This window comes from Bacillus infantis, from assembly GCF_050107595.1.
Lineage (GTDB): Bacteria > Bacillota > Bacilli > Bacillales > Cytobacillaceae > Bacillus_AB > Bacillus_AB infantis_C.
Genome location: NZ_JBNILH010000016.1, coordinates 53,815 through 74,370, shown reverse-complemented (window position 1 = coordinate 74,370; position 20,556 = coordinate 53,815). Strand labels below are relative to the sequence as shown.

Below are 20,556 nucleotides of genomic sequence, written 5' to 3'. Positions count from 1 at the left end.
ACTTTGGACCCGAAGGCAAAGAACGCCTTCAACTCCAAAGCGCCTTATGCTTGTCGCACCTGAACAGTCGCCTCCGCTTTTCTTTTTGTCCAGCTCCGGCTCCTAGGTGCTCGAGTCATAAGTCACTCTGGACCCGAAGGCAAAGAACGCCTTCAACTCCAAAGCGCCTTATGATTGTCGCACCTGAACAGTCGCCTCCGCTTTTCTTTTTATAATAACTCAATGGATGTTTTCTTAAAAGGGGTTTTTAAGCAGGCTGGGCTGTGTTTTTAGTTTTATGAATAATTTGGGCGAATGCACATACAGGTCAAGCACCTAATACATATGGTGATATGGAAAGAGAAACAGAGAAAACGAGGAGTGATTCGAAATGAATTATGGGTACTCAGGCTACGGGTGTGATCCGTGCTATAGCGGAGGATATGGATATCCGGCTTATCCGGTTGCAGGAGCGCAAGGCGGATATGCAGGGTTTGCGTTAATAGTGGTTCTGTTCATTCTGTTGATTATCATCGGCGCAAGCTGCTACGGTAAATGGTAAAAAGGAAAGGATTGCCTTTGCGGCAATCCTTTTCCTTTTGCGGATATTCAGATTTTGAATTTTGAAACCAAAGCTCTCAGCTGCTCTGCCTGACTTGACAGCTGTTCTGAGGAGCCGGCTATCTGGGACATTGCTGCAGAACCTTCTTCAGCTGCAGCAGCGGAAGAGTCAGTGCTGGCTGCTGTTTCCCTGGCAATGGCTGAAACTGAATCAAAAGCGGCTGTCACTTCTTCTGAAAGGCTGCGGGACGCAGATATTTCAGATGTCATCTTTTCAATATGTCCGGCTGTTTCCTCAGCCTTGCCCCTGATTTTCTTAAGAGAGGTTTTCGTTGACTCTGAGATGGCGACGCCCTGCTTCACTTCCTCTGCACCTTGCTGATTCCCGGCTATAATCTTAGTAATTTCCTCCTGAATGGAGCCGACAATATTTGTAACCTGCTTGCCTGCCTGCTGGGACTGCTCTGCCAGCTTCCTGACTTCATCGGCTACCACGGCAAATCCTTTGCCTGATTCTCCTGCACGGGCAGCTTCAATGGCTGCATTGAGTGAAAGGAGGCCTGTTTGATCGGCGATTTCTGAAATTGTACTGATAATTGAATTGATATCAGCCGATTTTCTTCCAAGTGCTTCGATCAGCTCTGTATTCTGCTGCATCCTTTTTTCAATCAACCTGATTTTATCAGAGGCGAGCTGGACATTCTGCTGCCCCTCATCTGCTGCCAGCTGCATGGATTGAGAAGCTGAGCTAACTGAATTTGCACTCTCATGTAGGGATGCTGTTGCCTGATTAAGTTTTTCCATTGCGATAAGGGAAGCAGACATTTTACTGTAGGTTTCTTCTGAACCGCTGGCTATGTGGCCTGCACTGGCTGCGATCTGTGAAATTGTTTTGGATGTTTCCTCGCTGGAAGCATACAGCTCCTGGCTGCTGGAAGAAACATTGTCGGCAAGGGAGGATACTTCCCTTACCAGTCCCGCAATTCCTTCTATCAGCAAGTTGGCATCAGAAGCCAGCTTTGCCAGCTCATCTTTGGACTTTACCTCGATCCTTTTCGTCAGGTCTCCGCCTGCCTGGGCGATCTCAATCATAGATCGGCTGATTGCACTTGAGCTCCGTTTAATATTTCTTGATAATGTAAAGCCAAACAGTGCCGAAAGCAAAAGTGCCGCAATGGCAAGGACAATGGTGCCGGTCTGGGCAGCTGATACCTGGCTGTTCAGTTGAGCGATCCTATCTTCGGAAGCCTTTAGCTCATCTTCCTCAAAAGACTGAATCTGACTCTTAAGCTTATCCATTGATTCTTTGCCTTTTGCCGATTCAACAAGCTGAGAAGCCTCTTCTTTTGAAAAGTCCCTGCGTGTTTCAATCACAGTATCAATCCAAACGAGCCATTCTTTATATGTAGTTTCAATTTCAGTGATCTTTTCCATTATTGCTTTGCTGCCGGCACTCAGTTCCTTGAGCGTCTTCAGATTGTTGTCAACCATGTTTTTGCCATTCCCATATGAAGCAAGAAACGACTCTGAACCTGTGATGACAAATCCCCGTTCCCCAGTTTCTATATCTGAGAAGGCTTTGGACATTTGCTGCAGCTGTTTGTGGAATTCCATATCATGCCCGATGATATAATTCGTTTCTTCTTTCAGATTGTGGATGCTTAAAATAGATCCTGCAGATAGCGCAGCAATGACGATCAGCAATATCCCGAAGGATAGATTGACCTTCCCTCTGATCGTTTTAAAATATGAAATCACTTTTTTCATGGTGAACGCTCCCCCTAGGTAAAAAGACCTTTTCAGGCTGATAGATCAAAAGTCTGCCAATATAGAAAATTATAGCAGGTTTTAAAGGGAGACTCTGCAAAAATTAGCGAAATTCTGAAAAAAATCTCCAGCGGGTTATTCTCTTATTTCATTGTGAGTTCAAGTTTTTCCTGTTTGTCATCGAGCTGGATCAGAACTGTGTAACTTTCTTCCATGTCAGCAGGGAATTTGACATGTTCAAAGACATGTTCAACTGCTGCTCCTTCTTTGCTTGAAAAATCGGTCTGATAGGCTGCTTTTGAATGGCCTGGAAGTGAAACTGAAAGAGTCAGCTGTTTTTCTTCCTGGATTTTTTCTCCGTTATACATCAGTTTAAGAATGATTGCAGCCTCGCTGATTGTTTCGTCTGCCTTTATTTCCATCTTACCGTCCCAGTTCTCGGTTTTTCCTTCATACGTGTAGTAGGAAGGTGTTGAGCATCCCGTAATCAAGAATAAAAATAAACTCGCCGCGATCAGGACTTTTTTCAAGGCCATGCACATTCCTCCTTTAAATCTGAACGCTGCTTTCTTTTTCTATTCTTACCCCGGATGGGGAATTTAAATGACATGTCCAAGCTGATATAAAATAAAAAAAGAAGCCATGCACCTTAACATGACTTCCCGGTCTTCCGCTCAATCAGGCATAATTGTCACAATCTGAGCGGTTCTGATAAAAAAGATTTCATCTCCGGATTGAACAGCTATATGATCGGGCTTTACATCCATCAGCCTTCCCCGCAATGTATCTTTTACCGTTTCGACAACAAGGTTTTTGCCCATTACACTTTGAAGAGTCTGATAGACATAAGGATCAAAATGAAAAACGGGGGCGGGCGCCTGCATGTGCTGGGTGCCCGTCATATTAACATCAGCAGGCATGTGGTTTCTATAATACTGCATTTTTTGCATCTCCTCCTGTTCAGTTAACAATATGCACTGGCCGGGCTTCAGGTGCCGAGGGGAATTTATTCAGAAAGATTCCCGATGGACATTCATATAATGAAGCGAGCGGGGCAGCACACGCGATACAAGTGACTGAATGGGGGAAGCGACATTGAATCAGCCGTCGTTTTTGATAAAGCCTATGCTGGATGCCGAATATCCAATGATTGAACGGGGCAAAGGCATCTACTTATATGACAAAGAAGGAAAGAAATATCTGGATGCCTGTTCAGGAGCAGTGACAGCGAACATCGGGCACGGAAATGAAGAAGTGATCGAGGCAATGATGGAACAGGCTAAAAAGGTTTCATTTGTATACAGATCCCAATTCACCAGCGATGCAGCGGAGAACCTTGCCAGGAAAATAGCAGAAATTCTTCCGGGTGACCTGAATTGGTCATTTTTTGTAAACAGCGGCTCAGAGGCCACAGAAACTGCGATGAAAATAGCCATCCAATACTGGCAGGAAAAAGGGATAAAAACGAAAACAAAAATTTTATCCCGATGGGTCAGCTATCACGGCATCACATTAGGGGCGCTTTCCATGTCAGGCCATCCGGGCAGGAGGGCAAGATTTGTCCCTCTTCTGGAGGATTTTCCTGCCGTTCATCCGCCATACTGCTACCGCTGTCCATATGGGCTGCAGGCACCTCAATGCGGACATCTGTGCGCAGCAGAACTCGAAACGGCGATTAAACGAATGGGAGCTGAGCAGATTGCAGCTTTTATTGCAGAGCCGGTCATCGGGGCAGCAGGAGGGGCGATCTCCCCTCCGGACGGCTACTATAAAGTCATAAAAGAGATCTGCGAGAGACACGAAATTTTATTTATAGCCGATGAGGTCATGACGGGATTTGGGCGGACAGGGAAGGTGCTTGCCTGCGAAAACTGGGGCATCCAGCCGGACATCGCCGCGTTTGGCAAAGGCATGGGGGCCGGCTATGCCCCGATAGCAGCAGCCGTTGTCTCCGATAAAATAATGGAGCCCATTATGGAAGGTTCAAAGTCAATCATGAGCGGCCATACATTGAGCGCCAATCCGCAATCATGCGCCGTTTCCCTGGCAGTACTGGAATATCTGGAAAAAAGGCAGATTATACCTGAGGTGGGCAGGAAAGGAGAGTACCTGTGTGACCATCTCCGCCGGCTGGAAAAGAAGTACAGCTTCATTGGCGACATCAGGGGGAAGGGACTGCTTCTGGGAATAGAGCTGGTTAAGGACAAAGCGGCCAAGGTCCCATTCGGCCGGTGCCAGATGGCGGCACAAAGGCTTGTCAATGCCGCCCAGGAGCAGGGCATACTTCTATATCCCGCCGGTTCAGGGATAGACGGCATCCATGGGGATGCCGTCATCCTTGCACCTCCTTTAAACATCACTTTGGAGGAGCTGGACGAACTGGCAGCGCTCCTTGACCAGGCTTTGTCCGCATTCCAAAGAATCATTGAACAGGAAAGCCTGAAGGGAGGAGGCTCATGAGCAGCTCTTTTAATAAAATTGTGAAAGCAGCACAGGCAATGAATCATTTTCATGATGGCATTTCCATTATCGCTGGAGGATTCGGTGGAATCGGTACGCCGCCGGCCCTTATTGAGGAATTGATTCAAAAGGGGACAAAAAATATCACCCTTATCTGCAATGATGCCGGATTTCCCCATATAGGCGCAGGGAGGCTTGTTACATTGGGAAGGGTCAAGAAATTGGTTGCATCACATATAGGCTCTAACCCTGAGGCAGGCCGCCTGATGAATGAAGGCAAGCTCGAAGTGGAATTCTCTCCCCAGGGAACGCTTGCTGAAAGGATCAGGGCTGGCGGTGTTGGCATTGCCGGAATATTGACCGATATCGGCATTTCAAATGAGATGGTTTCAGCAGGAAAGGCAACTCATAACATCAGCGGAAAAGAATATCTAATTGAAACGGCGATCACTGCTGACATTTCAATTGTGTATGCCAAAAAGGCGGATCCGTTCGGCAATCTAATTTATGACAAAAGTGCACGTAATACAAACCCCCTGGCAGCCATGGCAGGGAATAAAACGATTGCCGAGGTGGAGGAAATCGTCCCATTGGGCGCTATTGATCCGGATGAGGTTATGACGCCGGGGGTATTTGTGGATTATGTTGTTCCTTCAAAGGGAGTGAACTGGAAATGGGCATGGGAATAGATAACCGCAAGAAGATTGCAAAGAGGGCAGCTGAAGAAATAAAAGACGGAATGATTGTGAACCTGGGAATCGGCATTCCTTCCCTTGTGCCTGACTTTCTGCCGGAATCAATAAGTGTTATGTTTCATGCAGAAAACGGAATAACAGGGATGGGGCCAAGCCCGGTTAAAGGCAAGGAAGATCCGCATCTATGCAATGCGGGCGGCTTCCCGGTCACAATCATAAAAGGTGCCTCGTATTGTGACAGCACCATTGCCTTCGGGATGATCAGGCGAGGGAGGGTTGATTTGACTATTCTCGGCTCACTTCAGGTCAGCGGGAAGGGAGATCTGGCGAACTGGATCGTTCCCGGCCGGAAAGCACCGGGGATGGGAGGAGCGATGGAGCTTGCACAGAAAGCAAAGAGAGTCATCGTTGTCATGAATCAGACAGATAAAAACGGCCAGCCGAAAATCCTTGAAAATTGTACACTCCCGCTGACATCGCCTACCTGTGCATCGCTTGTGATAACCGAAATGGCTGTGTTTGAAATTACGGAAACAGGGATGGTCCTGAAGGAGCTATTTGCTCCCTATTCAGTGGAGGAAGTAAAGAGCAAGACAGGCTGCAGGCTGCAGCTGGCGGAGAACATGAGAATACTAGATTAGCAGGCGGGGGAGGCGGTTTTATTGAGTGAGAGTGATGGAAGAGCAAAAGAATGGCTGAACAAAAACCGGTCCAAAGGAATCAGACTTCTACAAAGGCTTGTCCAGGAACAGAGCACAAGGGGAAATGAGGACGGTGCCCAGGCTGTAATCATCGAGAAGTGCCGGGAAATGGGGCTTGAGCTGGATATATGGGAAATCGGCAAAGATGAGCTCCCTGCACATCCCCTATTCTGCTCTGACAGAAGGGATTTCAGCGGCAACCCGAATGTAGTGGGGGTCTGGAAGGGGACCGGAGGCGGCAGAAGCATCATTTTAAATGGCCATATCGATGTGGTGCCTGAGGGTAGCAGGGATGATTGGAAATATGATCCCTACGGCGGAAATATTAAGGACGGCAGGCTATATGGCAGGGGGGCGACCGACATGAAGGGCGGGACAGTATCCCTTCTGCTGGCACTTGAGTCCTTGATAGCGTCGGGAAAGAAATTGAAGGGAGATGTCATTTTTCAGAGTGTTATAGAAGAGGAAAGCGGGGGGGCCGGAACGCTTGCGGCTGTAATCAGGGGCTACAAAGCAGACGGAGCGATTATCCCTGAACCGACAAATATGAAGCTTTTCCCAAAACAGCAGGGCTCTATGTGGTTCAGGATTACAGTCAAAGGCCGTGCTGCACATGGCGGCACACGATATGAAGGTGTCAGTGCGATTGAAAAGGCCATCACAGTTATCGCTACACTCCAAGAGCTCGAAAAAAAGAGGAATGAACGAATTACAGATCCTTTATATAAAGGAATACCTATCCCGATTCCAATCAACATCGGAAAAATTAGCAGCGGGGAGTGGCCATCCTCTGTTCCAGATACCGCCGTCATCGAAGGCAGGATTGGAGTTGCTCCTGAAGAAAATATGAAAATGGCAGAAAAAGAGCTGGAAGCGGCATTAAGCTCCCTATCCGAAAAAGATGAGTGGTTCAGGGAAAATCCCTGCAAGGTCGAGTGGTTTGGCGGGAGATGGCAGCCTGGGAATCTGGATATTGGCCATCCCCTCATGAACATAATATCAGCAAGCTATGAAAAGGTCGCAGGAGAAAAGCCGCTGATAGAGTCATCTCCGTGGGGGACAGACGGCGGTATCCTTTCAAAGGCCGGCGGGACGCCTGTTGTCGTTTTTGGCCCTGGAACGACGGAGGCAGCTCATGAAGCGGATGAATCCATCTCCCTGGACGAAATGTTCAAGGCTGCAGAGATCATTGCCGAAAGCATCATAGAGTGGTGTGGGTGAAGTCGGTGAAGGAGTTCCAATGGACAGCAGGGGCGGATTGATGGGATTTTTCGGCACGAGAATTTATACTTAAGTAACATTGTCTTTAGGAGGTAAAAATATGAAGCAGGATTTATGGATCAATGGCAGTTTTGAATCGGGAAGTGAATACAGGGAGCTTAGAAGCCCTTATAATCAGGAGAAGCTGGCAGATGTGGCAGCGGCTGGAAGCGAAGAAATCGAGGCAGCCATCGCTTCTGCAGAGAAAGCATCAAAAATGATGGCCGGATTGCCTGCGCATAAAAGGGCTGAGATTCTGGAGAATGCAGTTCAAATCCTCAAGGAAGAAAAAGAGGAGTGTGCAAGGATCATTTCGCAGGAAGCAGCAAAGCCGTTAAAAGCAGCACGTGCAGAGGTGGAAAGGACCATCACGACATATGCATTTTCAGCACAGGAAGCCAGAAGGCTGTATGGTGAAACCATCCCGATGGATGCAGCGCCTGGAGGCGAGGGGCGTCTTGCCTACACGGTAAAAGAGCCGCTCGGGGTCATTGGAGCGATTACGCCCTTCAACTTCCCTATGAATCTCGTTGCCCATAAGGTCGGACCGGCGATTGCGGCCGGCAACACAGTTGTCCTGAAGCCGGCAAGCCAGACGCCTCTGAGCGCCTATAAGATTGCTGATATTTTCCATCGTGCCGGGCTGCCGGCCGGTGCACTCAATGTTATTTCAGGCAGCGGAAAAACAATCGGCGACAGCTTCCTCTCTGACAAAAGGATCAAGATGATCACTTTTACGGGAAGCCCTGAAGTAGGCACCTATATCAGAGAAAACGCCGGGCTGAAAAAAGTGACCCTCGAGCTGGGCTCAAACTCCGCTGTCATTGTGGATAAAGATACCGATCTTGATAAAGCAGTCCCGAGAATTGTATCAGGGGCCTTTGCCTTTCAGGGCCAGGTCTGCATCTCTGTGCAGCGGATATATGTGCATGAAGACATTTTTGAAGATTTTACTGAAAGGTTTGTCCATGAAGCCGGCAAGCTTCAGGCAGGAGATCCGCTGGATGAGACGACAGATGTCTCTGCAATGATTTCAAAAGATGATGCCCACCGGGCGGAATCCTGGGTGAAAAGCGCCGTGGACGGGGGAGCAAAGCTTGCTCTCGGCGGGAGCGGAGAAGGCTCTGTTTTTCAGCCGACAGTGCTGCTTGACGTAGATAAAGAACAGAAAATTTCCTGTGAAGAGGCTTTTGCCCCTGTTGTCCATATCAACCGCTTTCCAGATATTGATGAAGCGATCGGTTTTGTGAATGATTCCCAATATGGGCTCCAGGCAGGTATCTTCACAAAGGATATCAATGCCGCGCTGAAGGCGGCACGCGAGCTGGAAGTGGGCGGCGTGATGATCAATGATTTTCCAACCTTCCGTGTTGACCATATGCCATATGGCGGAGTAAAGCTGAGCGGTACCGGCCGGGAAGGGATCAAATATGCCGTCGAGGAAATGACTGAACTTAAGCTTGTCAGCATTAAATATGAATAGCCTTTCAACAGACGGGATGGTTATAAAGCGAAGGGGCGCTCGGACGAGTGACCCCTTTATTTAAAGGGGTGAAGAATATGGAGCAGTCATCAGTAAGAATGATCAGGAAGGAGACATTCTCTCTTGAGGTTTTCATTGATCCTTATAACAAAAGAATCAGGGTGGATGACACTCTTGGAAACCACGGGGATGCACTTGCCTTTGCTTATGGTTTAAGAGAAGAGATCCAGGCAGAAAAAATGATTGTTAAAGCCAGGGCTGAGGAGGCAGATTTTTATCTGGAGAACGGCTTCCAGGCGGAAGGCAAGATCGACGGTTATTTTTTAGGGTCTGATGCTTATTTCATGTCCAAGTATTATAAGAGCAGCAGGAGAACCAATCCGCACTGGGCTGAGGAGGATGAGGTCGCAGAAAAGGTCCGCAGGCTTGAAAGAACCGGGATTGATTCCGTTCTTGAGAAGCCATTCCGGCTTGTCCGCTTCCAGCCGGAAGATGCCGAGTCTTTGGCTGAGCTGTATAAAGCGGTATTCCAGATATACCCCGTACCCATGGATGACCCCCAATATATCGAAAAGTCGATGGAAAGCGGCACTTTATTTTTCGGAGTGAAATACGAAGGGAAGATTGTAAGTGCGGCATCTGCAGAAATCAATTCCTTCTACAGAAATGCTGAATTGACAGACTGCGCTACTCTGCCTGACTTCCGGAAGCATGGATTAATGAAGATACTGATTGCCAAGCTTGAGGAAGAGCTTATCCGCCAAGGTATCTTTTGTGCGTATTCCATTGCAAGAAGCCTTTCATATGGAATGAATGCAGCCCTATATCAGCATGGATACAGCTACAGGGGCAGGCTGGCCAATAACTGTTATATTTTTGATAAGCTTGAAGATATGAACATCTGGGTGAAAAACCTGGCCATAATGCCAAAATTCCGGCAATAGACTGACAATTTTCCGGCACCTCTTCATATAGTTGAATAAGGGGGTTGGATATATGAAAGAACAAGTGCTTACAGCCATTTTGAAGGGAATTGACGAAGGCATTCATGCTGTGGATATAAACGGGATCACTATTTTTTATAATGAAGTTGCTGCTCTGCATGATGCTATGGGGGTCGATGAGGTGCTTGGAAAGCCGCTGCTTGAAAGCTTTCCATCTTTAAGCTTGAAGTCAAGCACCCTCCTCCAGGTAATGAAAACCAAACAGCCGATATACGACCAGTCCCAAAGCTATATCAACCTCCATGGCAAAAGGATTGAAACGCTGAACACCACCCTTCCCATTTTTGTAGAAGGAGAGCTTGTAGGGGCTGTGGAGATTGCAAAGGACTATTCGCGCCTGAAGATATTGTCCGAAAGGCTTCTGGATCTTCAGAAAGCAAGCATGCCAAGCGAAAGGAAGCTGCGCCCGGCAGGAAGCACGGTTTATACGCTGGCTGATCTGCTTACTGGCAATGCGGGCTTTATGAAGCTGAAGAAGGAAGCTTTAAAGCTTGCTGACTCTTCTTCTCCCATCCTGGTATTTGGGGAAAGCGGATGCGGCAAGGAGCTGTTCGTCCAGGGAATCCACCATGCATCACCCAGAAGGGAGAAGCCTTTCATAGCGCAGAATTGTGCTGCTATTCCAGAGACCCTCCTTGAAGGGATTCTTTTCGGTACAGCGAAGGGGAGTTATACGGGAGCAGTAGAAAGGCCGGGGCTGTTCGAGCTGGCAGATGGGGGGACGCTGTTCCTTGATGAACTTCATACAATGCCTGCGCTGCTGCAGGCAAAGCTATTGCGGGTGATTGAGGACGGATCAGTCAGGCGCGTCGGCGGGTCCAGAAACATAGCCACAAATGTCAGAATCATCGCGGCCATGAATAAACACCCGCATGAGGCCATGGAGGAGGGGATACTGAGGCATGACCTCTATTACCGGCTCAATGTGTTCACATTCGAATTATTTCCTCTCCGAAAGAGACCTGAGGATATAGAACTTCTGGCAGACCATTTCCTCGAGTCCTTTAACAGGAAGCTCGGGAAAGATGTAAAAAAGATTGGCACTTCTGCTGCAAAGTTCTTCAGCAGCTATCACTGGCCGGGAAATGTGAGGGAATTAAAGCATACGATTGAGTATATGGTCAATGTTTCTGAGGGCAGCGAGCTCACTGTAGAAGATCTGCCAGCCATGCTGAAACAGGCGAGTGCCAAAAGCGGAAGCAAGACAGAGGCTTCTTCCTTAAAAGATCGTGTGCAGGAAGCAGAAAAAGAAATCATTGAGGCTGCTATAGCCGAGACAGGCGGGAACATCCTGCAGGCTGCCAGGCTCCTGAACATCCCGAGGCAGACACTTCAATATAAGATTCACAAGCATCAACTGGGAAATGCCGATTAACCGGCATTTTTTTTGTTTTTCTCCCTCTCCTGCAGCTGTGCATAAGGATTAACAACTGGCATGGAAATTGCATGTAATACTGTATGAGGAAGCTGCAAACTTTATTTACCATTAGCTGGGAGGAATTCAAAATGAAGCTGGACTTATATAAAGCAGACCGCCATTGGAAGGATATAGAGCTTTGGAAGGATGTAACAGAAGAGCAATGGAATGACTGGCTTTGGCAGCTGACCAATACGATAAGGAACCTGGAAGATTTGAAAAAAGTCATTAATCTGACAGCTGAGGAAGAAGAGGGCGTAAAGATTTCAACTAAAACAATCCCATTGAATATTACACCGTATTATGCATCCCTGATGAATCCTGATGATCCCCGCTGTCCTGTCAGGATGCAGTCTGTCCCGATTTCTCAGGAAATCCACAAAACGAAATATGACCTGGAAGACCCTCTCCATGAAGATGAAGATTCGCCTGTGCCTGGATTGACGCACCGCTATCCTGACCGCGTTCTGTTCCTTGTCACCAATCAATGCTCCATGTACTGCCGCTATTGCACAAGAAGAAGATTCTCCGGCCAGATCGGCATGGGCGTTCCTAAAAAGCAGCTGGACGATGCGATAGCTTATATCAGGAATACACCTGAAGTCCGTGATGTGCTCATTTCAGGAGGAGATGGACTGTTAATCAACGATAAAATCCTGGAATATATACTGAGAAATCTGCGTGAAATCGATCATGTGGAAATCATCAGGATCGGCACCAGGGCTCCGGTCGTTTTTCCGCAAAGAATAACAGAGAATCTATGCAATATTTTAAAAAAATACCATCCGATCTGGCTGAACACTCATTTCAATACGAGTATTGAAATTACCGAAGAAGCAAAGAAGGCCTGCGAAATGCTCGCCGATGCTGGAGTGCCTGTCGGCAACCAGGCAGTTATCCTGGCGGGCATCAATGACAGTGTTCCGATCATGAAAAAACTCATGCACGACCTTGTAAAGATCAGAGTGCGTCCTTACTATATATATCAGTGTGATTTATCAGAAGGCATCGGCCACTTCAGGGCTCCTGTTTCAAAAGGACTGGAGATTATTGAAGGACTGAGGGGGCATACATCAGGCTACGCCGTACCTACTTTTGTCGTCGATGCACCTGGCGGAGGGGGGAAGATTGCGCTGCAGCCGAATTATTTGATTTCCCAAAGCGCGGAAAAGACAGTGCTTCGCAATTTTGAAGGAGTCATAACCTCCTATCCTGAACCCGAAAACTATGTCCCGGGCAGGGCAGAGGACTATTTTAAAAGAATTTATCCTGATATGGATCAGAAGAAAAGCAATACAGGAATATCTGCACTCATGAACGATTCACAGTTCAATCTTGTTCCTGAAGGCTTGCGGAGGCTGGACCGCAGGGAAGAGTACCAGCAGGATCCGGGGCACCATTCCCTTAAGGATAAACGGGAAAAACGCGATGAATTGAAAGATAAAAAATTTGAAGCGCAGATGAAGAAATGGGGACAGCAGGAGAAGGGAGAGGAAAAATCATGAATTGTGACTGGTGCTCATCTGATGAAACTGCAAGGCAAACAACTTCCGTCTTCTGGGAACTGCCGGATGGCACAAAAGGGATTGAGATAAGAGAAACACCCTGCATTGTCTGCCGGGGATGCGGAATGATTTATCAGGAAGAAAAGGTGATTGAACAGATAGAAGACCAGCTCTTTTTAATAGATACGAAAAGTATCGAAAAAACACTTACTTATGAACAATTGATGGCTAAACCCAAGCTCCTGAAGAGGAATTATTTCAAATTCGATTAAGAGACAGCAAAAAGGCCCATCTTGAATGGGCCTTTTTGACTTGCATGGAAATCTGCTGATTCGTGCGGACCCATGGCGGTATAATCCAAAAAGAGGCTGCTGGCATGTGAAAGCCATGCATGCAATTACTGATTCTGTTCAAGCATGTTATACATGATCCCGTCCCTGACCGTCTTATCGCAATAAACGAAATAGGGAGACCGTACAGTCTCCATCAGCAGTCCTGCGATCCCAATGGCCGGGAGGATGATATCTTTTCTTTTTTTAGACAATCCCTTTATCTTTGAACGCTCACTTACATCCAATGAGGATAGCTCCGAGAAGATGCTGCTTATTTCATGGAGCTTCATTTCCGGACCTCCAAATTTCGCATGATGTATTCTGGACAGGTTTTTTGCGCTTCCGCCGATCCCTATAATGGGAAGCTCTGTGTCCCTCAGCCAGGAGAGGGTCTGGAGGCTTTTCAAGATATATTGGCGCAATTGACTTATTTGGTCAGCAGTCGCTCTCTTGCCCTTTGTATAGGCTTCATGTAAATTAACTGCGCCGAAAGGAAAGCTGTGGGATTGGATTAGTTTCCGGTTTCTGAAAAGGGTGACTTCCGTGCTCCCCCCTCCGATATCCAAGGTTATTCCATCTTCTGCATCCATTGAATGAATCACACCAAGATAGCCATAGTAGGCTTCTTCATAGCCGCTTATTACAGATATGGATATGCCAGTCTGGTCATAAATTTCAGCCAGCACCTCTTCTTGATTAAGGGAACTGCGGATAACCGCAGTAGCATAACCGGTGATAAGGCCTGTCCCGTATTTTTCAGCGGTTTTTTGGAACTCCTTAAAGATGGTGATGATAAGCTGGATGCCTTCCTTTGTCAGAAAGCCCTGCTCATTTAAATGATTGATAAGCCTTGCAGCGACCTTGACCCGCTCTTCTTCATGAAAAATCCGAAGATCCTCATTGACATCATAAATGGCCAGCTGAATGGAATTGGACCCTAAATCGATCAGGGCGATTGTCTGGTTGTTCAAGAAAAGGACACTCCTTTGATGACTTTTATTAATCTATTCTATATGAAAATTCATGCAGGGAATGTAAAGCTATTGTAAATATAGGGAGTGAGAAGGAAATGTGTTGAAAAAGCAGTGATAAAGAGCACTCGCCAGCATAATAGAAAGATGCAATATTTAGTGCCACTCTTCAGGTCTCAAGAATGATTGGCCATCTTTACAAAACTTAACATTATCAATCTAGTTATTTACACCCTGATTTGTTAATTTTAACCTTGTCGAAGATTGCAGAAGGGGATGTAGAACCATGTACATAAACCATGAGAAATCTGATATTTCTAATCTGGACAATCCTTCCTATTACAATAATCGAGAACTGAGCTGGCTGGATTTTAATAATAGAGTGCTGGAAGAAGCGGAAGATGATCAGAACGCTTTATTGGAAAGATACAAATTCCTATCAATCTTTAGTTCAAACCTGGATGAGTTTTTCATGGTTAGAGTAGCGGGGCTGCTGGATCAGCTAAAGGCAGGTTTCAATAAACCGGAAAATAAAGCGGGGCTGACTCCCAAGGAACAGCTGAACGCTATTTCCGAAAAAACGCATGAACTTGTTAAAAAGCAAGATGAAATATATTGCAATGAGCTTACCCCCCTATTAACAAAAGAGCAGGTAGAAATATCCAGAATAAAAGATGTTTCTTCAAAGGATTTAGCTTTTCTGGAAAACTTCTTTGAAGCATATGTTTATCCTGTTCTGACTCCCATGGCGATAGATGCCTACCGCCCGTTCCCGATGCTGTTAAACAAATCATTGAATTTAGCTGTAATTATAGAAGAGAAATTCCCGGATAAGAAGAAGCATCTGGGCATTGACGGAAAACTTGTCATCGTACAGGTTCCATCTGTGATCGACCGGCTGGTGGAGCTTCCCCAAAAAGGCGGGAGCAGGAAGTTTGTGCTATTGGAAGAGGTCATTATCAATTGCATCCACAAACTGTTTACTGGATATAATGTACGCTCTGCCACTCCTTTCCGGATCACCCGCAATGCCGATCTGACCATCCATGAGGATGAAGCGGAAGACTTATTGCAGGAAATAGAAGAAGAGCTTAAAAAACGGAAAAGAGGTGCAGCTGTCCGGCTGGAGTATCAGCAGGCCGAAAACAGCCGTCAGGTCATTGAATTTTTAAGGAAAGAGCTGGAAATACATGAGAAGGACATCTATTCTGTCGAAGCCCCCCTGGATCTTACTTTCCTATTTTCATTTTCTAAAAAAATTCAGGGCAGCCATGAGCATTTGGCGGCGAGATCCTTTATTCCCCAGCCTCCGCAGGATTTAGAGGGTGAGGGTGGAATCTTTGAGAAAATCCGGAGAAGGGACGCCCTGCTTCATCATCCATACGAATCCTTTGAGCCTGTTGTGGAATTCATGAGGGAAGCCGCAGAGGATAAAGATGTTCTGGCAATCAAGCAGACCCTTTATCGGGTCAGCGGGGATTCACCGATCATCGAAAGCTTGAAGCGAGCGGCCGAAAATGGGAAGCAAGTAACCGTGCTGTTGGAATTGAAGGCCAGGTTTGATGAAGAAAACAACGTACAGTGGGCAAAGGAACTGGAACAATCGGGCTGTCATGTGATCTATGGCATGACACATCTGAAGACGCACAGCAAAATCACACTGGTAATCCGCCGGGAAAAAGGGAATATTCAGAGATATGTGCATTTGGGGACAGGAAACTATAATGATGCAACAGCAAGGATTTATACAGATATGGGGCTGCTTACTTGCAATAATCAGCTTGGAGAAGATGCCATTAACTTTTTCAATTATTTAAGCGGCTATATGGAGAGGCCTTCCTATCAACAGTTATCTGTTTCACCTTTCGGGATCAGAGATACTTTCATCACGCTCATTGACCAGGAAATTGAATTTCACAGGACACATCAGAATGGAAGAATCATAGCAAAAATGAATTCTTTGACTGACAAGAAAATCATTAAAAAATTGTATGAAGCCTCGATTGCCGGGGTGAAGATAGACCTCATCATCAGGGGGGTCTGCTGCTTAAGGCCCCGCATTGAAGGTGTCAGTGAAAACATAAAGGTCCGCAGTATTGTCGGTACATTCCTTGAGCATACAAGAATCTTTTATTTTAATCATCAAGAAGCCAGGAGGGTATACCTTTCTTCGGCAGACTGGATGACCCGTAACATGGAAAACCGGGTTGAGATACTTTTCCCCATTCTGGAGGAACGGCTTAAAGCGCGGGTTTATAATGTACTTGAGCTTATGTTAAAGGATAACTGTAAAGCAAGGGAACAGGACCATAATGGACATTATCACTATGTGGACCGGAAAGGTATTGAAGGCCGTATAAACAGCCAGCAGCAGTTAGGTGAGGAAGCTGTCCAATTTAAGCTTTTGGCGAAGGAGGCAGACAGCTATCCCCCTGCACATCGTCCAAGGCAGGCTTCACTCACAGAATCTTACTTACTGAAGCTGAAGGAGTTTATTCCATTGCTTAACAGATAGCAAAGGGCTTTTCGCAGGGTGACTGAGCTTGCCTGCTCTCCAGACAGCTGCTGCCGGTGAGGGGCTCTCTTTTGTGGACGAACGGGCAGGCATCCTTTATTATAGACGGTATAATGATTGAATTTTAGTGTGCGGCTGTTCAGCCGGCGCTTATTATACCAGAGAAGAAAGGGAGTACCATGTCTAAATCCTTTTATCATTTCCTGATGAAATACCGTCATCCTGAGCCAAAGGACAGCATCAGCTCTTTTGCCAATTCCGCGTTTGAAGACCACAGCTTCCCAAAAACATCATTTGATTATGATGAACTTAGCAGCTACCTGGAAATGAATGGCCATTATCTCGACAGCATGGTCATCTTTGATGAAGCATGGGAGCTTTATTTGGTTTCTGAAACGAAGAGATAAAAAGCAGTCGGAAAGCTTCATCATATTCATTAGAGGTCTGCTTATCAGCGGCCTCTTTTCTTTTTTTTAGCTTAATGGCGCTTGGGCAAATATGGGACCGAATATCTTCTTCCTGCATATGATATCGTAATTAATACTCACGACGATCATTGAGAGGATGGAGGATATGGAAAAGAAGAAAAAGCCAAGATTTAATATCGGTGATACAGTCGTGATCACGATGTATGGAACAGTCGGCAAAATAACAGATGTTAAATGGCTGGACGGAATGCATGTATATGAAGTGAATAAAAGCGAGGGCCTGTTTATGGAATCCAGCCTCCAGATGCTTTCTGAGTATGAAGGAAATATAATGGAGAAAGAACATATAGATATTGAATATAAATTCTTGTTCGGCGATCTGGTGCAGGTGAAGGGCTATGGATCAGACCTGTTTAAGGTGGTGGGGTTCCGGACTGAAATCTGGCGCTATAAGGAGGATGCCTGGGAGGATGTCATTTATGAGCTTTCCAGAATCAATGACGGCGAATGGCTGGAGGCCGGGGAAGAAGAATTGACCCTCCTTGCGGATGCAGAAAGCGCCGACACTTTCATCCAGAAGCTGGGGCTTCTTTATCTAATCAACAAGCAGCAGAAGCCTGTCAATTTGAAGAAGCAGCAGGGTTCTGTGAAGCAGATGGAAAAAGAGTTCCTGGAAAGCCGCAAAGAAAAAAAGCAGATGATAGATGGCCTGCTTGATATATACAATGATTACCGCATCCTATTCCAGCTGTTCGGTGACGATGAATACAGGCATATCATGCAGGTGATTGTGCGGAAGCTTAAGCATCTGACTGGCGCCGACGGAAAAAAGCATGCCTAGCCCTACAAACCGGAAGCCAGGTATAAATAGGCAAGATAGGGAAGCCCTCCTGCCAGAAGGATCAGGAACATAGAAGAGAGAACCTTTTCGAAGAGATATATAATAATACTGTTATCCTGGTTAACATCCTTTTTTACATCATCCAAAAACGTTCTGATCCTATTCATACAATCCGCCTCCCGACTTTTCTGATATAACATTGTATGCTTGTCCTGGGGAAATATGATACAAGTGATAGATTAAAAGTTTTGCTCATATTGTGCATGAAAGAAGGAAAAGCATCATACATTCTGAAAAAGGGGGCGTTGCTGTGAGAGAAATCGAAGTTTTTATAGATACGGAGGAAATAGCAGAGTTTTTCTTTCATGAGCTTGTTAAAAGGGGATACGTTCCTGAGGAGATGGAGCTTGAGGATCTGGCGGATATAACCTTCGAATATCTGCTGGATAAGTGCATCATTGATGAGGAAATTGAAGAATAGAATACAATAAGAATGAAAGCTGGCGCCGGAAAGAGCGCCAGTTTTCTTTATATTGCCGCGATATACAGAAGTGTTAAGGTATTATTTGATGGGCAATAGAGTCTGCAGCTGAAAGTAAGACATGCTGCTTTAGAAGCTTCCCGGTCATATCGTAGTCTTCGGTTTCCGGCAAGGTATCCATATGGTAAAGGAAGCTGCCCTGCTCTTTCTTGAACCAGTCTGTTTTCCTGGTGAAATAATGCTTTTTGTCCCGCCATGCCTGATCAAGGGCAGGGCTGTATAGCATTCCAGATTCTTTACGGGCAGAATATCTGCTCCCGTAGTCGGACCTTGAAGCAGTATGGGGGGTTCCCAGGGCGAATTCTTTTATTTTTCTTTGGTGTTTTTTATAAAAAAGGATCTGGTATAGGGATTTGCCTGTGGTTATGCGGGCATCGGCAGATTTGAAATCCATGACGGGGACACCGAGCAAGGTAGAGGTATTTGCCTTCCTCAGCGGGAATATAACCGTAGTAAAACCGAGTTTTTCCTGAAGAAGGAATGGCAGATCATCCAGTACGCTGGCACCCGAAGCGCTGATGACCCTGTCTTGCAGCATTTTTTGCTCATTCACGATCATGGCTGCTGTAATCACAGCGGAAGAGCCGTGCTCATAAAAATGATTCCAAAAAGGTCCCATCCAGCATGATACATGAAATTTTGGGAGCAGGTGAAACAGTGGAACTCCCATCTTCCTGCTGTATTCTAACAGCAGGAGCTGCGGGTATGCATCCTGGAAAATATAAGCATTGCAGCGCTCCAGAAAAAGAAAGTAACGCTCCTGGTCTCCTTCAGTGAGGAAATTGGCCAGATAAGAACTCTTTAGGTCTGTCATATAGTAGCCGCCATTTCTTGATACCATATGGGCAAGGAAGGCCCAGTGGAGACCGGGGTTGCGTTTGTAAAATAATAGATAGGCTTCTGTCCTCGTGCTATTGTTGCAGTTATATTTTTCCGTTTCTGCGGAAATAGCTGCAGCGATTTTTTTTTCTTTTTCTGTCAAAATATAAATCGGCGTATCAATTTTGGCCTGGCTGATCAGTGCCTGTTCAATGCCGTCCATCTCCCGTTCGGTAAGCAAGGTTTTCTTTGGAATGTGAGGCACACTGCGGTAATTCAAAACCCTTCTCAGCCATGCAGGATAAAATTCTGCAAATAATTTCATTTTGCCTCCCCGGATATGAAACTTTATGATTATCCATACGTATTAAAAAATCATCAGGCTGAAATGAAAGCATATCGTTATATTATATGTATTAAAGTACTTTCGGCTTCATGTATGCTGCTTCAGCAGTCTAATTGAAAGAGGGGGAATTGGGATGTCATTTTTTAACAAAGTGCTGGCAAGTGTAGGTGTAGGTTCTGCTTCTGTTGATACGAAATTAGAGCGGGATTCCTTTTATCCGGGTGAAATGGCCAAGGGTGTCATTGAAATCAGGGGAGGGAAGACAGAGCAGAAAATCGATCAGATTTACCTGGCTTTGAATACAACTTATATTAGAGAATCAGATGATAAGAAATATACAGCTGCAGGTGTTATTGATAAATACAGGATTGCTGAGACACTGATGATCCAGCCGAATGAAACGAGGGAAATTCCTTTCTCTATTCAAATCCCTGAGGATGCACCGCTGACATTGGGAAGAACGAAGGTTTGGATTTCAACTGGCCTGGACATCAAGAATGCGGTTGACCCTGGAGACAAGGATTATATATCCATTAAGCCGAACAGGCTCATGGACGGTGTAATACAGGCATTTTCAGATTTGGGCTTCAGGCTCCGGGAAGCAGAATGTGAAGAAGCGCCCCGCAGGCTTCGCGGCAGGCTCCCATTCATACAGGAGTTTGAATTTGTCCCGGTTTCAGGGCCATTCAGGGGCAAGCTTGATGAGCTTGAACTGGTATTCCGTCCTGCCGGTGGCGGCCAGATGGAGCTGATGCTGCAGGTGGACAGGAAAGCACGGGGGCTTGGAGGCTTCCTGTCGGAGGCACTGGAAATGGATGAATCCAATGTGAGGCTGAGAGTATCAGATTATGATCTTGCTGGAATCAGACAGCAATTGGAAAATACCATATCACGGTATTGCTGAAGAAGGTCTCAGAGAAAACGGAGAATT

At 46.2% G+C, this 20,556-nt stretch carries 21 protein-coding genes; 15 read left to right on the top strand and 6 right to left on the bottom strand.

Annotated features, from left to right (window positions below; all coding sequences use genetic code 11):
• Positions 1-370: 370 nt before the first annotated feature.
• On the top strand, positions 371-541 hold the full coding sequence (locus ACQCVH_RS23960) for a YjcZ family sporulation protein (RefSeq protein ID WP_009795448.1): 171 nt from the start codon (positions 371-373) through the stop codon (positions 539-541).
• Positions 542-588: 47 nt separating this feature from the next.
• Here ACQCVH_RS23960 and ACQCVH_RS23955 read toward each other — a convergent pair whose 3' ends face one another.
• The 3 genes from ACQCVH_RS23955 to ACQCVH_RS23945 form a co-directional block, all read right to left on the bottom strand.
• Positions 589-2,154, bottom strand: coding sequence for a methyl-accepting chemotaxis protein (locus ACQCVH_RS23955; protein ID WP_426838139.1), 1,566 nt, complete (start codon positions 2,152-2,154; stop codon positions 589-591).
• A gap of 296 nt (positions 2,155-2,450) precedes the next feature.
• Positions 2,451-2,843, bottom strand: a complete 393-nt coding sequence (locus tag ACQCVH_RS23950; protein ID WP_426838131.1) for a hypothetical protein — start codon at positions 2,841-2,843, stop codon at positions 2,451-2,453.
• A 138-nt stretch (positions 2,844-2,981) separates the two neighbouring features.
• Positions 2,982-3,248 carry a YuzF family protein gene (locus tag ACQCVH_RS23945; RefSeq protein ID WP_426838129.1) on the bottom strand — a complete coding sequence of 89 codons (267 nt, stop codon included), beginning with the start codon at positions 3,246-3,248 and terminating at the stop codon, positions 2,982-2,984.
• 139 nt (positions 3,249-3,387) lie between these two features.
• Here ACQCVH_RS23945 and ACQCVH_RS23940 point away from each other — a divergent pair, with 139 nt between their 5' ends.
• From ACQCVH_RS23940 to ACQCVH_RS23900, 9 genes are all read left to right on the top strand, one after another.
• On the top strand, positions 3,388-4,767 hold the full coding sequence (locus ACQCVH_RS23940; protein ID WP_426838127.1) for an aspartate aminotransferase family protein: 1,380 nt from the start codon (positions 3,388-3,390) through the stop codon (positions 4,765-4,767).
• On the top strand, positions 4,764-5,456 hold the full coding sequence (locus ACQCVH_RS23935; protein ID WP_426838126.1) for a CoA transferase subunit A: 693 nt from the start codon (positions 4,764-4,766) through the stop codon (positions 5,454-5,456). Before ACQCVH_RS23940 ends, ACQCVH_RS23935 begins: the two co-directional genes overlap by 4 nt.
• A complete protein-coding gene (locus ACQCVH_RS23930; protein WP_426838125.1) occupies positions 5,441-6,103 on the top strand; it encodes a 3-oxoacid CoA-transferase subunit B in 663 nt (220 codons plus the stop codon). The genes ACQCVH_RS23935 and ACQCVH_RS23930 overlap by 16 nt, the downstream gene beginning before the upstream one ends.
• A gap of 21 nt (positions 6,104-6,124) precedes the next feature.
• The gene (locus tag ACQCVH_RS23925; RefSeq protein ID WP_426838123.1) at positions 6,125-7,384 is read left to right on the top strand and encodes a peptidase; all 1,260 of its coding nucleotides are present in this window, start codon (positions 6,125-6,127) and stop codon (positions 7,382-7,384) included.
• 100 nt (positions 7,385-7,484) lie between these two features.
• Positions 7,485-8,906 (top strand): aldehyde dehydrogenase family protein, encoded by a 1,422-nt coding sequence (locus tag ACQCVH_RS23920; RefSeq protein ID WP_426838121.1) that lies wholly within the window; start codon positions 7,485-7,487, stop codon positions 8,904-8,906.
• Positions 8,907-8,983: 77 nt separating this feature from the next.
• Positions 8,984-9,850, top strand: coding sequence for a putative beta-lysine N-acetyltransferase (ablB, locus tag ACQCVH_RS23915; protein ID WP_426838120.1), 867 nt, complete (start codon positions 8,984-8,986; stop codon positions 9,848-9,850).
• A gap of 52 nt (positions 9,851-9,902) precedes the next feature.
• Positions 9,903-11,285, top strand: a complete 1,383-nt coding sequence (locus ACQCVH_RS23910) for a sigma-54 interaction domain-containing protein (RefSeq protein ID WP_426838119.1) — start codon at positions 9,903-9,905, stop codon at positions 11,283-11,285.
• 131 nt (positions 11,286-11,416) lie between these two features.
• Positions 11,417-12,832, top strand: coding sequence for a lysine 2,3-aminomutase (gene kamA / locus ACQCVH_RS23905; RefSeq protein WP_426838118.1), 1,416 nt, complete (start codon positions 11,417-11,419; stop codon positions 12,830-12,832).
• On the top strand, positions 12,829-13,104 hold the full coding sequence (locus tag ACQCVH_RS23900) for a YokU family protein (RefSeq protein ID WP_426838116.1): 276 nt from the start codon (positions 12,829-12,831) through the stop codon (positions 13,102-13,104). Before kamA ends, ACQCVH_RS23900 begins: the two co-directional genes overlap by 4 nt.
• A gap of 125 nt (positions 13,105-13,229) precedes the next feature.
• On the opposite strand, the gene ACQCVH_RS23895 is transcribed toward ACQCVH_RS23900, so the two are convergent.
• The gene (locus ACQCVH_RS23895) at positions 13,230-14,135 is read right to left on the bottom strand and encodes a Ppx/GppA phosphatase family protein (RefSeq protein ID WP_426838115.1); all 906 of its coding nucleotides are present in this window, start codon (positions 14,133-14,135) and stop codon (positions 13,230-13,232) included.
• A 286-nt stretch (positions 14,136-14,421) separates the two neighbouring features.
• On the opposite strand from ACQCVH_RS23895, the gene ACQCVH_RS23890 reads away from it, so the two are divergent.
• From ACQCVH_RS23890 to ACQCVH_RS23880, 3 genes are all read left to right on the top strand, one after another.
• Complete coding sequence (locus ACQCVH_RS23890) at positions 14,422-16,650, top strand: RNA degradosome polyphosphate kinase (RefSeq protein WP_426838113.1); 2,229 nt, start codon at positions 14,422-14,424, stop codon at positions 16,648-16,650.
• Positions 16,651-16,829: 179 nt separating this feature from the next.
• Positions 16,830-17,057, top strand: a complete 228-nt coding sequence (locus ACQCVH_RS23885) for a YozE family protein (protein ID WP_426838111.1) — start codon at positions 16,830-16,832, stop codon at positions 17,055-17,057.
• A gap of 166 nt (positions 17,058-17,223) precedes the next feature.
• Positions 17,224-17,919 carry a hypothetical protein gene (locus ACQCVH_RS23880; protein WP_224901351.1) on the top strand — a complete coding sequence of 232 codons (696 nt, stop codon included), beginning with the start codon at positions 17,224-17,226 and terminating at the stop codon, positions 17,917-17,919.
• A 2-nt stretch (positions 17,920-17,921) separates the two neighbouring features.
• On the opposite strand, the gene ACQCVH_RS23875 is transcribed toward ACQCVH_RS23880, so the two are convergent.
• Complete coding sequence (locus tag ACQCVH_RS23875; protein WP_426838109.1) at positions 17,922-18,086, bottom strand: hypothetical protein; 165 nt, start codon at positions 18,084-18,086, stop codon at positions 17,922-17,924.
• Between the two features lie 143 nt (positions 18,087-18,229).
• Between ACQCVH_RS23875 and ACQCVH_RS23870 the strand changes: the two genes are divergently transcribed.
• Entirely contained in the window at positions 18,230-18,400 is a 171-nt protein-coding gene (locus ACQCVH_RS23870) for a YozD family protein (protein WP_009795467.1), read from the top strand.
• 73 nt (positions 18,401-18,473) lie between these two features.
• On the opposite strand, the gene ACQCVH_RS23865 is transcribed toward ACQCVH_RS23870, so the two are convergent.
• On the bottom strand, positions 18,474-19,604 hold the full coding sequence (locus ACQCVH_RS23865) for a DUF2515 family protein (RefSeq protein ID WP_426838108.1): 1,131 nt from the start codon (positions 19,602-19,604) through the stop codon (positions 18,474-18,476).
• A gap of 154 nt (positions 19,605-19,758) precedes the next feature.
• Here ACQCVH_RS23865 and ACQCVH_RS23860 point away from each other — a divergent pair, with 154 nt between their 5' ends.
• On the top strand, positions 19,759-20,529 hold the full coding sequence (locus ACQCVH_RS23860; protein ID WP_426838106.1) for a sporulation protein: 771 nt from the start codon (positions 19,759-19,761) through the stop codon (positions 20,527-20,529).
• Positions 20,530-20,556: the final 27 nt, after the last annotated feature.

Coding starts and splice junctions, on each gene's coding strand:
- ACQCVH_RS23955 (WP_426838139.1), bottom strand. CDS start 2,154: ATGGAATTCCACAAACAGCTGCAGCAAATGTCCAAAGCCTTCTCAGAT.
- ACQCVH_RS23885 (WP_426838111.1), top strand. CDS start 16,830: ATGTCTAAATCCTTTTATCATTTCCTGATGAAATACCGTCATCCTGAG.
- ACQCVH_RS23880 (WP_224901351.1), top strand. CDS start 17,224: ATGGAAAAGAAGAAAAAGCCAAGATTTAATATCGGTGATACAGTCGTG.
- ACQCVH_RS23940 (WP_426838127.1), top strand. CDS start 3,388: ATGGGGGAAGCGACATTGAATCAGCCGTCGTTTTTGATAAAGCCTATG.
- ACQCVH_RS23875 (WP_426838109.1), bottom strand. CDS start 18,086: ATGAATAGGATCAGAACGTTTTTGGATGATGTAAAAAAGGATGTTAAC.
- ablB (WP_426838120.1), top strand. CDS start 8,984: ATGGAGCAGTCATCAGTAAGAATGATCAGGAAGGAGACATTCTCTCTT.
- ACQCVH_RS23960 (WP_009795448.1), top strand. CDS start 371: ATGAATTATGGGTACTCAGGCTACGGGTGTGATCCGTGCTATAGCGGA.
- ACQCVH_RS23860 (WP_426838106.1), top strand. CDS start 19,759: ATGTCATTTTTTAACAAAGTGCTGGCAAGTGTAGGTGTAGGTTCTGCT.
- ACQCVH_RS23935 (WP_426838126.1), top strand. CDS start 4,764: ATGAGCAGCTCTTTTAATAAAATTGTGAAAGCAGCACAGGCAATGAAT.
- ACQCVH_RS23920 (WP_426838121.1), top strand. CDS start 7,485: ATGAAGCAGGATTTATGGATCAATGGCAGTTTTGAATCGGGAAGTGAA.
- ACQCVH_RS23930 (WP_426838125.1), top strand. CDS start 5,441: ATGGGCATGGGAATAGATAACCGCAAGAAGATTGCAAAGAGGGCAGCT.
- ACQCVH_RS23910 (WP_426838119.1), top strand. CDS start 9,903: ATGAAAGAACAAGTGCTTACAGCCATTTTGAAGGGAATTGACGAAGGC.
- ACQCVH_RS23900 (WP_426838116.1), top strand. CDS start 12,829: ATGAATTGTGACTGGTGCTCATCTGATGAAACTGCAAGGCAAACAACT.
- kamA (WP_426838118.1), top strand. CDS start 11,417: ATGAAGCTGGACTTATATAAAGCAGACCGCCATTGGAAGGATATAGAG.
- ACQCVH_RS23890 (WP_426838113.1), top strand. CDS start 14,422: ATGTACATAAACCATGAGAAATCTGATATTTCTAATCTGGACAATCCT.
- ACQCVH_RS23945 (WP_426838129.1), bottom strand. CDS start 3,248: ATGCAGTATTATAGAAACCACATGCCTGCTGATGTTAATATGACGGGC.
- ACQCVH_RS23950 (WP_426838131.1), bottom strand. CDS start 2,843: ATGGCCTTGAAAAAAGTCCTGATCGCGGCGAGTTTATTTTTATTCTTG.
- ACQCVH_RS23865 (WP_426838108.1), bottom strand. CDS start 19,604: ATGAAATTATTTGCAGAATTTTATCCTGCATGGCTGAGAAGGGTTTTG.